This is a genomic window from Gorillibacterium terrae, assembly GCF_051594785.1.
Classification (GTDB): Bacteria; Bacillota; Bacilli; order Paenibacillales; family NBRC-103111; genus Gorillibacterium.
Genome location: NZ_JBPPGI010000001.1, coordinates 2,121,635 through 2,135,531, shown reverse-complemented (window position 1 = coordinate 2,135,531; position 13,897 = coordinate 2,121,635). Strand labels below are relative to the sequence as shown.

Genomic DNA, 13,897 nt, shown 5'->3' with positions numbered 1-13,897 from the left:
AGGAAACATGATAAAATCGAGAAATATTGAACGGTTGGGGGAAGTCATGAAGCAAACCGGCGATTTAAGCCTGATGAAAAAACTGAACAAAGCGCTCGTGCTCGACCTGATTCGCTTCGAATCGCCAACCTCCCGCGCGCGGATTGCCGAGAAGACGGGACTCACCAAAGCGACGGTGTCGACGCTGGTCACCGAGCTGATCGAGGCGAATCTGGCCTTCGAGAGCGGAGCGGGCGAATCGAGAGGCGGGCGCAAGCCCGTCACTCTGCTATTTCAGGCCGACGCGGGATATGCGATCGGCATCGACCTCGGCACGGACGGGTTGACCGCCGTGCTGACCGACCTGAACGGAACCATCGTGCAGGAGCGGCGGGTAAGCCACGATAACCGGGACACCGCTTCGGCGACCCGGCTTCTCATCTCCTGCATCCGCGGGCTGTCGGAGGAGGTCCCTCCGAGTCCTTACGGAGTCGTCGGCGTGGGAATCGGCATTCCCGGCTTCAGCGACGAAGCGGGCAACGTGCTGTTTGCGCCGAATCTCGGCTGGGAGAACGTTCCGCTTCAGGCGATTCTGGAGAACGAATTTCAAATGCCCGTCGTCATTGAAAATGAAGCGAACGTAGGAGCCTTGGGGGAAAGCCGCTACGGTCTGGCCCAAGGGGTATCCAATCTCGTCTATGTGAGTATCGGCGCCGGGATCGGGACGGGAATCCTGCTGAAGGGCGAGCTGTATCGCGGCTCGTCGGGCTTTTCCGGAGAGATGGGCCATATCTCCATTCTCTACGACGGCAAGCCCTGCCGGTGCGGCAATGCGGGCTGTTGGGAGCTGTACGCATCGGAGAGCGCCTTCATGGAGCAGGCGAGAAGCGTCCTGGACGATCCGGCTTTAACGCTGGACCGCCTGCTGGAACGGGCGGTTCGGGGCGAGACGGCAGTGCTTGAGCTGCTCAAGCGGCAGGCGCGCCTCCTGGGGGCGGGAATTATTAACATCATGAACAGTCTCAATCCGGAGCTGATCGTCCTGGGCGGCAAACTGGCGTCGGCTGAGCCCTGGCTCATGGAGCCGATGGTGGAATGGGTCGAGCAGCGATCGCTGCCTTACCCGAGGACGAATTTGGCGATCCGGTTCTCCCAACTGGGGGATCGGGCGACCGTTCGGGGAGCGGCCTCGATCGCCATTGCCAGCTTTTTTGCATCTCCGAAGGTATCCATGGATTGATTTCGGCGCCGGAGCGCTGCGGGAATAGCGGGGATGAGACGATGGGAGATGTTTTGCAGCTTTTGCACGTGGAAAAACGATTTGGCTCAAAAATGGTTCTAAGCGGAATTGATCTGACACTGGCGCAGGGAGAGAGCGCGGCAATCAAGGGCCGGAACGGTTCGGGCAAAAGCACGCTGCTGCGGCTGGCTGCAGGTATGGATATCCCCTCGGCCGGGACGGTGAAACCGGGAATACCGACCCGTCAGATGGGCTACGTGCCCGACCGGTTTCCTCCGCTGCGCTTTTCCTTGAACGAATACCTGACGGCCATGGGCCGCATACGCAAAATGGAGGCGGGGCGTCTGCGCCGTCGGATATCCGAGCTGGCCGAATTCGCCGGTCTCACGGCCGATGCGGACCGGCCCGTCTTGCATTATTCCAAAGGCATGCTGCAGAAAACCGCCGTGCTGCAAGCCCTGCTCGACGAACCCCTGCTGCTGCTGATGGACGAGCCGATGTCGGGGCTGGATCAAGCGTCCCGGACCGAGCTGCTCGCGATGCTCAAACGGCTGCATGCGGAAGGGATGACGATGCTTTTCTCCACCCACGAGGATCGATCCGTGGCAGAGCTCGCCGACCGCTGCTATCATTTAAAAGAAGGCCGGTTGGTACAGACCGAATCCCTTCCCCCGGATAAGCGGGGGGAAAGGGCGGTCGTCATTGAAGCGGAGGGATTGGATGCCGAGACGCTGGACAGCATCCTCGAGCAATGTCCCTTGGCTGAGCGGCCGGCTCAGGAGTGGTTGGACACAGCTACGGGCGAACAGGCGGGATTCCGCTTGGCGACGAACCGGGCGCTATCCGACCGGCTCTTGATGGAGTTGCTTCGGCGCGGCGCCGCCATTCGGTCGGTGAGATCGGACGAACCGGCTGCCCCGGCGCAGAGGGGAGGCGGGTTGTCGTCATGATCAGCACAAGCGTTTACCTCCTGCGCGACTTTTTCCGATCGCACCGGTATTTCGCTCCGATGTTCAGTTATGCCGCTTTCGTCGCCTGGATGTACATGGTCGTTCCGAATCCGGTGCTCGAGAGCTATTCGACCTCTGCGACCCTGCTCTTCGCCGTGACCGGCTGGCTGACGCTGAATCTGTTACGCACGGAATCTCCTGTTCAAGGACAGCTGACCGTTCTCCACGCCGGGAGCCGCATCCGGTATGAAGCGGCACGGCTGCTTGCGGCGTTCCTGCTCACAGCCGCTATGAGCGTTCTGGCGTTGCTCCTACCCGTGCTGCGGGGCGCCTTCGTCCACCGGCCGAGCGGCTTGGAGCTGGCGAGCGGACTCTATGCTCACCTGAGCCTGTCCCTGGTGATGATTCTCTTGGTCTGGCTGTTGTCGTTTACCGGCCGGAACTATCTGGATATCTTGTTGTCTCTCATCTTTGTCCTGGCGGCCTCGCTCGGCGGAAAAGGCATCGAGCAGTGGCTGCCGCAGGTGCTGCGCCCCGTGGCATGGCTGATTCCGCCGGTGTTTCGGGTGAACGACGCCCTTTTTAACCAGCCGACTTACTCGACGCCGCATTATCTCGGATTGCTGGCGGCGCCGGCTCTCTACGCGCTGATCCTGGCCGCCGCCGGCTTCTGGCGGCTCGGAAGGCGTCCCCATTCCTGACAGAAGAAGAGGTACCTTCATGCTCGTTACGACATCCTATTACGCAACACCCGCCACCCGCGCGGAAGCACAGCGCCTCGCTGCGAAATCGGGCGGGCGCTATGTGGACCGGCGGCGGGATTCCCTGCCCGACCTGCGCAAGCGTTATGGGAACGTGGGCATCCTGTTGCTCACCGAAGAGAAATTGATGTATTGCCCGGTAGCGGGCGACCCGATTTATTTCCATCCGAGCACGGCTTACATTCGTGTCAAGCGCATGACGAAGGGTGAGGGCGATCCGTTGGTCAATCTGTCCGGTGTGCGCCCCGGCGACCGCGTGCTCGACTGTACCGCCGGACTCGCCAGCGATTCGATCGTGTTCGCCCATGCGGTGGGCGACAGCGGCAAGGTGACGGCGCTGGAGAGCGAGGCGATCACCGTGCTGCTGCTGGAGGAAGGGCTGGCGCATTACGAAGCGAAGTTTAATGCCGTTAATGAGGCGATGAGGCGGATCGAGGTGGTGCACGCCGACCATCTGGACTACTTGCGGAAGCTGCCCGATAAGAGCTACGACATCGTCTACTTCGATCCGATGTTCCGCATTCCGGTCACGGAATCGAGCGCCATCTCGCCCTTCCGCGAGATCGCCAATCCCGCCGCCCTGACGCCGGAAGCCGTCGAAGAGGCGAAGCGGGTCGCCGTGCGGCGGGTGCTGCTAAAGGAGCATCACGACAGCCCCGAGTACGAGCGGCTCGGGTTCCATAAGCACCGCTCGCGCACCAAGGTCGCTTACGGGGTGATCGAGCTGTGAGCGGGCCGCACGAATGGATGGACAAGCCGCCGCTGCTCGTCCTGGTCGGGCCGACCGCCGTCGGCAAGACCAAGCTGAGCCTTTCCATCGCCAAGGCATGGAACGGCGAGATCCTGTCCGGCGATTCCATGCAGGTGTACAAGGGCATGGACATCGGCACGGCGAAGATCCGGCCGGAGGAGATGGAGGGCATTCCCCATCATTTTATCGACATCGTCCGCCCGGACCAGACGTTCAACACGGCGGATTTCCAAAGGCGGGCCCGGGAAACGATCGCGGAGATCGCGAGCCGGGGCAAGCTGCCTTTCGTGGTGGGAGGGACGGGCCTCTACATCGAATCCCTGGTCTACGGCTTCGAGTTCAGCGAGGGCGGAGCCGACGAGGCGTTCCGCCGCGAGCAGCAGGCGTTCCTGGAAGCGCACGGAGAGCTGGCGCTGCACGCCCGGCTCCGGGAGATCGATCCCGCGAGCGCCGACCGGCTGCACCCGAACGATCACCGGCGGGTGATCCGGGCGCTCGAAGTGGCGCATCTGACCGGCATTCCGCAGTCCGAGCATCTCGCCCGCCAGCGGAGGGAGTCTCCCTATCGCCTGTGCTTGCTCGGGCTCGCCATGGAGCGGGAAGAGCTTTACCGGCGGATCGAGGAGCGGGTCGACCAGATGATGGCCGAAGGCTTCCTGGACGAGGTGAAGCGCCTGCTCGACGAAGGCTACGGCCGAGAGCTTCCGGCCATGCAGGGATTGGGCTACAAGGAGTTGTCCGCCTGTCTCGCCGGGGAGCTCGGCCTGGAGGAAGCGGTTGCGCTCCTCAAGCGAAATACCCGCCGCTTTGCCAAGCGGCAGCTCTCCTGGTTCCGCCATATGCGCGAAATCCACTGGGTGGAGGCGGGAAGCGGAAAAAACTTTTCCAAGCAAATGCTTGAAATTGATGCTATAATAGCAGGAAAGATCAATAGGTAAAGCGAATCATTCGAATAGAAACGAAACCGGACAGTCGAGCGCCGGGTCGATTTAGCCTTATATCAGGAAAGGGGACCCTTGCATGAACAAGTCGATCAACATCCAAGACAATTTTTTGAACTCGCTGCGCAAAGAGAATATTCCGGTTACGGTCTACCTCACCAACGGGTTTCAAATCCGGGGTTTGGTCAAAGCCTTTGACAACTTCACGATCATTATCGACAGCGAAGGCCGTCAGCAGATGGTGTACAAGCATGCCATCTCGACGTTTACCCCGCTTCGCTCGGTCTCCTTCCTGTCCGATTCGAACGCGGACTGACCGGCCGGAACCTAAGACAAGCTTTTCGCCCCGCTGGGGCTTTTCATGTACGGCAGACAGAGCAACCCGAGCCCTCACGCGCTGGGTTGTTCTTTGTTTTGAGCCGATTCGATTTGGTGTAAAACGAAACATATCCGCCGTTCGTCTCGTATAGTGTACGGTTGACCGCAGAGAAATAGAGGATAGGGGGGATTCGCATGTCGAATCGAACACCGCAGAAGAGACAGCCGGTCAAGAAGAAAAAGCGGCTGAGCAAGAAGAAGGTCTTTACGGCGCTGATCATTACCGCTGCGCTGGCGATCGTCGTCGGCCTCGCAGGCTACGTGTTCATCTTGTACAGCGGCCAAAAGCAGCTGAAGGAAAACGAGAATAAATTCGTCATGGCCCAAGCCTCCACGATCTACGATGTGGAGGGCAATGAAGTCGCCAAGCTCTACAACGGCGAGAACAATCGGATCATCGCCAAATACGAGGAATTTCCCGATCTTCTCGTCGACGCGTTCGTGGCGACGGAGGACAAACGCTTCTGGGATCACTCCGGCGTCGACCCCCAGTCGATCGCCCGGGCGATCGTCAAGGACGTCGTGCAGCGCAGAGCGGTCGAGGGCGGCAGCACCATCACCCAGCAGCTCGCCAAGAACATGTTCCTGAACGCGGACAAGACGTTCTTCCGCAAAGCGACGGAAATGTCCATGGCCATGGCGCTGGAGCAGCAGTTTACGAAGAAGGAAATCATGGAGAAGTACCTCAATCAGATTTTCTTCGGGAACAGCTCATGGGGCGTAAAGACGGCGGCGAAAACTTATTTTGGCGTCACCGACCTGAAAAAGCTGGAGCTCTGGCAGATGGCGACGCTGGCCGCGATGCCGAAGGCGCCTTCCTACTATAATCCGATCAAGCATCCGGACAAGTCGATGGAGCGGCGCGAGGTCGTGCTCACCCTGATGTACAACCAAGGCTACATCACCAAGGATCAGATGGAGCAGGCGGCCAAGGTCAAATACGTCAAGCCGGCGAAGAGCGCCCAGACGGGCAGCACCGCCGCATTCGACAGCTTCAAGGACTACGTCGTTCAGGAAGCGGAGGACAAGTACGGAATCGACGAAGACAAGCTGGCCCGCGGCGGGTACCAAATCAAGACGACGCTGGTCCAGAGCGCCCAGAAGGCGATGGATACCGCCTACAAGGACGACAGCCTGTTCCAGGAAGACATGAACGGCGAGATGATGCAGAGCAGCATGGTCATTCTCGACAACGCCACAGGCGGCATCGTCGCCATGACCGGCGGTCGGGATTACCAGTCGAAGATGACCTTCAACCGGGCCGTCAACATGACCCGTTCTCCCGGTTCGTCGATCAAGCCGGTTCTGGTCTACGCGCCGGCGCTGGAGAGCGGCAAATATACGCCGTACAGCCAATTGAACGACACCCGGACCGACTTTAACGGGTACAGCCCGCGCAACGCCGACGGGAAGTACGAAGGCAAGGTAACCCTGCAGTACGCCGTCAAAAAGTCCAAGAACGTACCGGCCGTGTCCGTTCTGCAGGACATCGGGGTCAAGACCGGCAAAGCCTTCGCCGAGAAGCTGGGGCTTTCGTTCGATCCGAGCGACAACAACCTGGCGCTTGCTCTGGGCGGCATGGCGCACGGCGTTTCGCCTTTGCAGATGGCGCAGGCCTATACGTCCTTCCCGACGGGCGGAACCCTGCACGAAGCGCACGCGATCACCGAGATTCAGGGGGCAGACGGAGATACCGTCGCTTCCTTCAAGACCAAGGCCAAGCAGGTCATGAGCGCGGAAACGGCGTGGAACATGACGCAGATTCTCGAGACGGTCGTCCAATCGGGCGGCACCGGGGCGAAAGCGGCAATGAACCGCCCATTGGCCGGCAAGACCGGCTCCAGTCAGCTCACGGTCAAGGGCTTGGAGAAGTATAATACCGACCTGTGGTTCGTCGGCTATACGCCGGAATGGACCGGCGCCGTCTGGATGGGCTTCGACACCACCGACAAGAGCCATTACATCACCATGTCGAGCGGCAGCGCCGGCGTGATCTTTAAGACGGTCATGGAAAAAGCCTTGGCCGGGCACCCGGTGAAAGATTTTGAGCGTCCGGCAGGCATTCAGGACGCTGCGACTCCGCCCGCCGGGGTTACCAACCTCACCGCGGTCTTTGATCCGGAAACGGCCCATGTCAAGTTGACTTGGACGGCTCCGTCCGACGCGTCCAAGCTGACCTTCCGGCTGTACCGCAAGGAAGCGTCCGAGGATGCCGCGACCGTGCTGCAGGAGCTCTCCGGCGTGAGCGAGTTCGAAGACATGACGGTTGTGGCCGGTGGCAATTACCAATACTATGTGACGACCTATGATCCCGAAGGCGGGGAAGAGGGAACGCCTTCGAACACGGCTGTGATCGCCATCCCGGCGGATGCGGGCCTTACGCCGTCTCCTTCCGTAAGCCCATCGGAGACTCCGTCCGCGACCCCGGACGAAGGCGAGACGCCATCGGACTCGGCGACGCCGTCTCCGGGAGATACGGGCGCCGAACCGACGCCTCCCCCTGGGGAGACGGAGAGCCCGACGGTCACGCCTTCGCCCGACGAAGGCAATCCAACGCCGACTTCCACGCCGGCGTCCGGCAATGAAGAGGGCGGTGCGGACGGAGTCGGCGCCGTCCTTGGCGGCAACGGAAATGGGTTGCACAACGGCAACGGCCGTGGCAATGGAAATGGAAATGGAGGAAGAAATCCGTGAATGTCGCATTTGCAAAATCCAGAATGATCCTCCCGGTTCTCGCCTTGGTGCTGCTGACCGTCGCGGCAGGCTGCGGCAAGTCTCAATCGTCCACCCCGTCAGCCTCGGATTCGGCAGCGAGCGCATCCCCGGCCAGTTGGACCGAGGAACCGAAGATGACCATCGACAAGGCAAAGACTTATCAAGCGGTATTCGAGACCAGCAAAGGCAGCTTCACCGTCGATTTGTTTGCCAAGGACGCTCCGATCACGGTGAACAACTTCGTGTTCCTGGCCAACCAACACTTTTACGACGGAGTGACCTTTCATCGGATCCTGGAGACGTATATGATCCAGACCGGGGACCCGACAGGAACGGGAGCCGGAGGTCCCGGGTATACGATCGAGGACGAACTGAACAATGGCCATTCGTATGAGCCGGGAATCCTCGCCATGGCCAATACCGGCGACCCGCACACCGGCGGCAGCCAATTCTTCATCTGCACCGGCGATGACAGCAAGGGGCTGAACCAGCCGGAATACGCCAAGTATTCCATCTTCGGCAAGGTCAGCGATGGCATGGACGCGGTGAAGGCGATTGCCGCCACCCCCGTGACCACCGGCGCCAGCGGCGAGCCAAGCAGGCCCACGGAGACAGTAACGATCAAGAGCATCACCATCAAAACCGGTTCCTGACGCAGCCTCCAAGCCGGTTGGAGCCGTTTTCGGCAGCCCGCCATTTTGGCGGGCTGTTTTTTATTGGAACCGCGAGCGCGAGTCGGAGGAATGAACGAGAGAATGGAAGCAAAACCTAGATAGAAGGGGGATTGGCGGAAAGAAATTAAGGTTTTGCCCCGGAAGCGGCAAATGGTTGCGGTTACAGAAGCAACGGCTCATGAAAATGTGGAAGAGCGATTCTTTACGGATAAATTGCGTTACTTTATGATTAGAAATCGGGCTGACGCTCAGCCCTAACCGCCTGATCCATAAAGGAGTTTTGCTGCAATGGCTAACCAACTGAAGCGCTTTTTGATCGGTCGTCCCATGAAGTCGACCGAGCTCGAAGGTGAAAAACTGACCAAGCTTAAAGCGCTGGCTGTTCTGTCCTCTGACGCCCTGTCCTCGGTGGCGTACGGCACCGAGCAGATCCTCATCGCCCTGATGGCGGCCGGAGCCATTGCGATCTGGTATTCCATTCCGATCTCGCTCGCCGTTCTGGGTCTCTTGCTCGTGCTGATCCTGTCGTACCGGCAGACGATCTACGCTTATCCGTCCGGCGGCGGAGCCTACATCGTCGCCAAGGACAATCTGGGTAAAACCACCAGCTTGATGGCCGGCGGCTCGCTTCTGGTCGATTATATTCTGACGGTAGCGGTCAGCTCGTCGGCGGGTACCGACGCGATCACATCCGCCTTCCCGTCGCTGCATGAGCATCGCGTATTGATCGCGCTGGTGATGATCATCTTCCTGACGCTCATCAATCTACGCGGTATCACCGAATCGGCCAGCTTCCTGATGATTCCGGTCTATCTGTTCATCGCCTCCATCGTGGTGTTAATCATCACCGGAGTGGTGAAATACGCGATGTACGGAGCACACGGAACTGTCCCTGCGATGGGTACTTCCGTCTCCGGCATAAGTCTATTCCTGCTGCTCAAAGCCTTCAGCTCCGGCTGTACCGCCTTGACCGGGGTAGAGGCCGTTTCCAACGCCATTCCCAACTTCCGCCAGCCGGCGGAGCGGAATGCGGCCAAGACGCTCATGATGATGGGCGCCATTCTCGGCTTTATGTTTATCGGCATCAGCCTGCTCGCCTATTGGAACGGCGTGCTGCCGAACGAGAAGATGACCGTCGTCTCGCAGATTACCGAAGCCACCTTCGGCCGCGGCGTGCTGTTCTTCTGGATTCAAGGCATCACCGCTATCATTCTCTTCCTGGCGGCGAATACGGGTTATGCGGCGTTCCCGCTGCTCGCCTTCATGCTGTCGAAGGATAAATTCCTGCCCCACGCCTTCCAGGTGCGCGGCGACCGGCTCGGCTTTTCCAACGGGATTATCTTCCTTGGCGCCATGTCGGCGTTCCTGATCATCGGTTCGGGCGGCGACACCACCAGCCTGATTCCGCTCTACGCCGTCGGCGTTTTCATCCCGTTTACCATCAGCCAGCTCGGAATGATGGTCCGCTGGTACAAGAAACGGCCGAAGGGATGGCTGGTCAAGTTTGCCATCAACACTGTCGGCATGCTGACCACGCTGACGATCACGATGATCTTCATCATCACCAAGTTCCATTCCGTTTGGGGAATCTTCATCTTCCTGCCGGTGGTCATCTACCTGTTTAACCGGATCAGCCTGCATTACAAGAACACAGCCGACCTGCTGAGAATCGACATCTGCGAGGAAAAGCCGGTCATCAAGGGTAGCACGATCATCGTACCGGTTGCCGGCATCACCCGGGTGGTCCTGCACACCATCAGCTATGCCAAGTCGCTCACCGACAATGTCGTCGCGGTCTATGTCGGGTTTGACGAAGAGGAAATCGCGAAGATGGAAGAAAAGTGGGAACAGTGGAATCCCGGCGTGCGGCTGATTACGCTGCGTTCCCGATACCGGAGCATCTTGCGACCGCTCACGCGGTTCATCAACACGGTGGAGTGGAAGACGTCGGAGAAGGACCACATCACGATTCTCATTCCGCAGTTTATCACCAAGCACTGGTGGCAGAATCTGCTGCACAACCAGACCAGCTTTTTGATCCGGGCTTACCTGTTCGCCCAGAAGGATGTCGTTATCGCAACAGTCCCGTACCATTTTAACCGCTAAGTCAGGCTTCGTGAATTTGGGAAGGGGGTTTTTCCGATTCGATTAACTCGCGCGAAAAAACCAAAGAACGAATCGAATACACGTCAACTGGCAGCGGTGTCGCTGCTGGTGATGGCAGGGGGCTTTGCCGGGAGTTTGTTCTTCCCGGAAGGCCCCTTTTACCGCATCTTGTCCGGCGGCTTCGAGGCCGGACTGGTCGGCGGGCTGGCGGACTGGTTCGCCGTGACGGCGCTGTTCCGCCACCCGCTCGGCATTCCGATCCCGCACACCTCGCTCCTGCTCAAGAACCGCAACCGCATCGTCGATTCGCTGGTCGGCGCCTTGGAGACGGAGCTGCTCAACAAGGAGAGCATCCAGCGCAAGCTGACGGAGGTCCGGCTGCTGCCCCTGGCCGCGTCCGGAACCGTCAAGCTGGCCGGCAAGCGCAGCACGCGGACCGCGGTAGTCCGGGGAGCCGCGGCCGCCGTCCGCGCGCTGCCCCTGGACAAGGCCGCCGCCGTCCTGCAGGCCGGGCTCGGCAGCGCCCTGGAGCGGGCCGAGCTTCAGACGCCGCTTCGCCGCCTGGCCGAGGCCGGCATCCGCGACGGCTGGGACGAGCGGGCCCTCGACGCGGTGCTGGCCGCCGGCGAGGAATGGGTGGAGCGGCCGGAAACCGAGGCGCTCCTCGGGCAGATGGCCCACGGCAAGCTGAGGGAGCTGCAGGTGGGCGGGCTGATGGGCATCGCCTTTCAGGCGGCGGCGGGCTTCCTCAGCGAAGAGCGGCTCGGCAGCATGCTGAAGGGCATGCTCGCTTCGACGCTGAGGGATCTGCGCTGGCCGCAGGCGCCCATGCGGGCGAAGGTGCTGGAGGAAATCCGGCGGCATGCCTTCGCCGCCGCGGACGATCCGCGCCTCGCGGAAGGCTTGCGCTCCTGGGGGCTGGACAAGCTGGCGTCGGCCCATACCGAAGCTTGGCTGAGAGAGCGGCTGGAAGAGATCCGCGAATCCGTGCTGGCGAAGCTGGACGAGGAGGCGGAGCGGGGAGGCCCCAGGGTGGTGCGCGTTCTGCGCTTTATCTTGAATAAGCTCGCGGACATGCCGGAGACGACCGGCCAGTGGGAACGCCAGCTTCAGGAGGCTCTCGTGAACACTGTCGAACGCAATCATTACCGGATCGGCAGCCTGGTCCGCGACAACATCAACCGGCTGGACGACCAGGCGCTTGTCAGCATGCTGGAGGAGAAGATCGGCACCGACCTGCAGTGGATTCGGCTGAACGGAGCCGTTTGCGGGTTTCTGGTCGGTCTCGTCCTCACGCTGTTCCGTTTATAATCGAACTAAAATCTGGGCTCCCGCGTATACTGCTAACACCGGAAGGGAGAGGTGAAGAGCATGAGCGTGGGCGAGAACAGAATGCCCCAGGAGTCCGTTCAAAAAGAGAGACCGGCCCGCCAGATCAGCGTGGTCCTGCGCGGACCCAAGGCGGAAGCGGTCCCGGACGCCCAGCCGGCGGCCGCAGCGGAGCGCAAACCGGAGCCGTTTGCCGAGATGATGCAGGAGTTCGACCGGATGATCGGCCTCACGGAAGTGAAGGACCTTCTGTATGAGATTTACGCCATGCTGGCGGTAAGGCGCTACCGATCGGAAGCGGGCCTGGCGATTCAGCCGCAGGTTTACCATATGGTGTTCAAGGGCAACCCGGGGACGGGCAAGACCACGGTCGCCCGGATGGTCGCCCGCCTGTTCCAGGAGATGGGCGTGCTCACCAAGGGCCATCTCATCGAAGCCGAGCGGGCCGACCTGGTCGGCGAATACATCGGCCATACCGCCCTGAAGACGCGCGAGCTGATCAAGCGGGCGATGGGCGGCGTCCTGTTCATCGATGAAGCGTACAGCCTGGCCCGCGGCGGCGAGAAGGACTTCGGCAAGGAGGCCATCGACGCCTTGGTGAAAGCGATGGAGGATCACAAGAACCAATTCATCCTCATTCTGGCCGGCTACCCGGACGAGATGGAGGAATTTCTCGGCACGAACCCGGGGCTGCCGTCGCGCTTCCCGGTGATCATCGACTTTCCCGACTATTCCGTGGACCAGCTCATCCAAATCGCCGGCCTGATGCTGAAGGAGCGCGAGTACGTGCTGACCCCGCAGGCGGAATGGAAGCTGCGGCAGCAGATTCAGCGGGAGAAGGATACCTGCCTCGCGGCCTTCAGCAACGGCCGGTTTATCCGCAACCTGCTGGAGAAGGCCCTGCGCAATCAAGCGGTCCGCCTGCTTCGCCAGGGCACCGGCACTCCGTCCAAGCAGGAGCTGATGGCTCTGAGGCCGGAGGATCTGCCCCAGACGCCCGCTCCGCAGGAGAAGCTCTTGTTCTCCTTATGACGGGAATAGAGGCCGTATTGGGCCAGCCAGGCATCCAAACGGCGCCATATACCCGCGTTCGGTTCTTTGCGGTCCATGCCGCAGGGGACCCGCGCGGGTATTTTTTTGGCGGCCCGCCGGCCTTTGCATATATTTGGCCTCGTCCCCGCATACTGTATAGAGTTGGGGCAACCCAGCCAATTCATGTTGGAGGTTTGGATGGATGACGACCGGTAAGGTGAAATGGTTCAACGCGGAAAAAGGGTACGGCTTCATTGAATTGGAGGAAGGCCAGGACGTCTTCGTCCATTACAGCGCGATCCAGGGAGAAGGCTTCAAATCTCTGAACGAGGGCGAGCGCGTGCAGCTGAATGTGACTCAAGGCCAGCGGGGGCCGCAGGCCGAGAGTGTGGTTCGGCTGTAAGGAACAGCGTTATCCGTGACTTGAGAGTCCGCCGGCACCGTCGGCAGAATGAATTCATTAGCGGTCATCCTTGAGGATAGGGAGGGATGAATATGTTCTCCAAAAAGATTCCCGAAGCGCTGCCCGAAGAGGACACGGCGGTATGGTCCTGCGTCAGCGGCAACTGCAAGGGCTGGATGAGAACGAACTTCGTGTTCGCGGATGAACCCGTCTGTCCGTTGTGCGGATCGGGGATGCAGCAGGAGACCCGGATGCTTCCCGTCTTGATGAATTCGACGAAAACTGTGGCTTTTCCCTGAGCAACCTCCGGATCGGATCGTTGGTTCTCCGGAGGAAGCCGGGCAGGGATTCCAGCGGAACCAGCCGCCAAGCGCACCAAAGAGCGCTTGGCGGTTTTTTTGCGCTGCCGATCAGGCGCTGGAATGGGACATTCCGGACCGTTCATATAGTGAGGTCAGGAGGCGAGGATGAGGTGCGAGAGGCCGCTTTCGCAGGCGGATGCCGCGCGCCGATGGCTCGGGAAACGGCGGCGGGATGCGGCGGAAATTCGGCGGCCCGGAGGAAGGATCGCTTTTGCTTAGGGATGCCAGGATCGGAGCAAGGCTGCAAGTGCGGACCGATGTCCAAAGGAACGGACC

Annotated in this window: 13 protein-coding genes; all 13 read left to right on the top strand. The window is 60.5% G+C overall.

All coding sequences use genetic code 11. The features are described from left to right. Positions 1–46: 46 nt before the first annotated feature. The 13 genes from ACSEXS_RS09505 (at position 47) to ACSEXS_RS09445 (ending at position 13,558) form a co-directional block, all read left to right on the top strand. Positions 47–1,219 carry an ROK family transcriptional regulator gene (locus tag ACSEXS_RS09505; protein ID WP_438432915.1) on the top strand — a complete coding sequence of 391 codons (1,173 nt, stop codon included), beginning with the start codon at positions 47–49 and terminating at the stop codon, positions 1,217–1,219. Between the two features lie 41 nt (positions 1,220–1,260). Continuing rightward, on the top strand, positions 1,261–2,169 hold the full coding sequence (locus ACSEXS_RS09500) for an ATP-binding cassette domain-containing protein (RefSeq protein WP_438432914.1): 909 nt from the start codon (positions 1,261–1,263) through the stop codon (positions 2,167–2,169). Further along, a complete protein-coding gene (locus ACSEXS_RS09495; RefSeq protein ID WP_438432913.1) occupies positions 2,166–2,870 on the top strand; it encodes a hypothetical protein in 705 nt (234 codons plus the stop codon). The genes ACSEXS_RS09500 and ACSEXS_RS09495 overlap by 4 nt, the downstream gene beginning before the upstream one ends. Before the next feature lie 19 nt (positions 2,871–2,889). Then, positions 2,890–3,660, top strand: coding sequence for a class I SAM-dependent methyltransferase (locus ACSEXS_RS09490; RefSeq protein WP_438432912.1), 771 nt, complete (start codon positions 2,890–2,892; stop codon positions 3,658–3,660). A gap of 17 nt (positions 3,661–3,677) precedes the next feature. Continuing rightward, entirely contained in the window at positions 3,678–4,619 is a 942-nt protein-coding gene (miaA, locus tag ACSEXS_RS09485) for a tRNA (adenosine(37)-N6)-dimethylallyltransferase MiaA (protein WP_438433120.1), read from the top strand. Between the two features lie 82 nt (positions 4,620–4,701). After that, complete coding sequence (gene hfq, locus ACSEXS_RS09480) at positions 4,702–4,938, top strand: RNA chaperone Hfq (RefSeq protein ID WP_347767152.1); 237 nt, start codon at positions 4,702–4,704, stop codon at positions 4,936–4,938. A gap of 197 nt (positions 4,939–5,135) precedes the next feature. After that, positions 5,136–7,694 (top strand): transglycosylase domain-containing protein, encoded by a 2,559-nt coding sequence (locus ACSEXS_RS09475; protein WP_438432911.1) that lies wholly within the window; start codon positions 5,136–5,138, stop codon positions 7,692–7,694. A 23-nt stretch (positions 7,695–7,717) separates the two neighbouring features. Continuing rightward, positions 7,718–8,368 carry a peptidylprolyl isomerase gene (locus ACSEXS_RS09470; protein ID WP_438433119.1) on the top strand — a complete coding sequence of 217 codons (651 nt, stop codon included), beginning with the start codon at positions 7,718–7,720 and terminating at the stop codon, positions 8,366–8,368. Positions 8,369–8,677: 309 nt separating this feature from the next. Beyond that, the gene (kimA, locus tag ACSEXS_RS09465) at positions 8,678–10,495 is read left to right on the top strand and encodes a potassium transporter KimA (protein ID WP_438432910.1); all 1,818 of its coding nucleotides are present in this window, start codon (positions 8,678–8,680) and stop codon (positions 10,493–10,495) included. Between the two features lie 111 nt (positions 10,496–10,606). Further along, positions 10,607–11,806, top strand: coding sequence for a DUF445 domain-containing protein (locus ACSEXS_RS09460; protein WP_438432909.1), 1,200 nt, complete (start codon positions 10,607–10,609; stop codon positions 11,804–11,806). A gap of 60 nt (positions 11,807–11,866) precedes the next feature. Next, positions 11,867–12,856 (top strand): AAA family ATPase, encoded by a 990-nt coding sequence (locus ACSEXS_RS09455; protein WP_438432908.1) that lies wholly within the window; start codon positions 11,867–11,869, stop codon positions 12,854–12,856. Between the two features lie 202 nt (positions 12,857–13,058). Continuing rightward, a complete protein-coding gene (locus ACSEXS_RS09450) occupies positions 13,059–13,259 on the top strand; it encodes a cold-shock protein (protein ID WP_438432907.1) in 201 nt (66 codons plus the stop codon). Positions 13,260–13,351: 92 nt separating this feature from the next. Next, positions 13,352–13,558 carry a cold-shock protein gene (locus tag ACSEXS_RS09445; RefSeq protein ID WP_438432906.1) on the top strand — a complete coding sequence of 69 codons (207 nt, stop codon included), beginning with the start codon at positions 13,352–13,354 and terminating at the stop codon, positions 13,556–13,558. Positions 13,559–13,897: the final 339 nt, after the last annotated feature.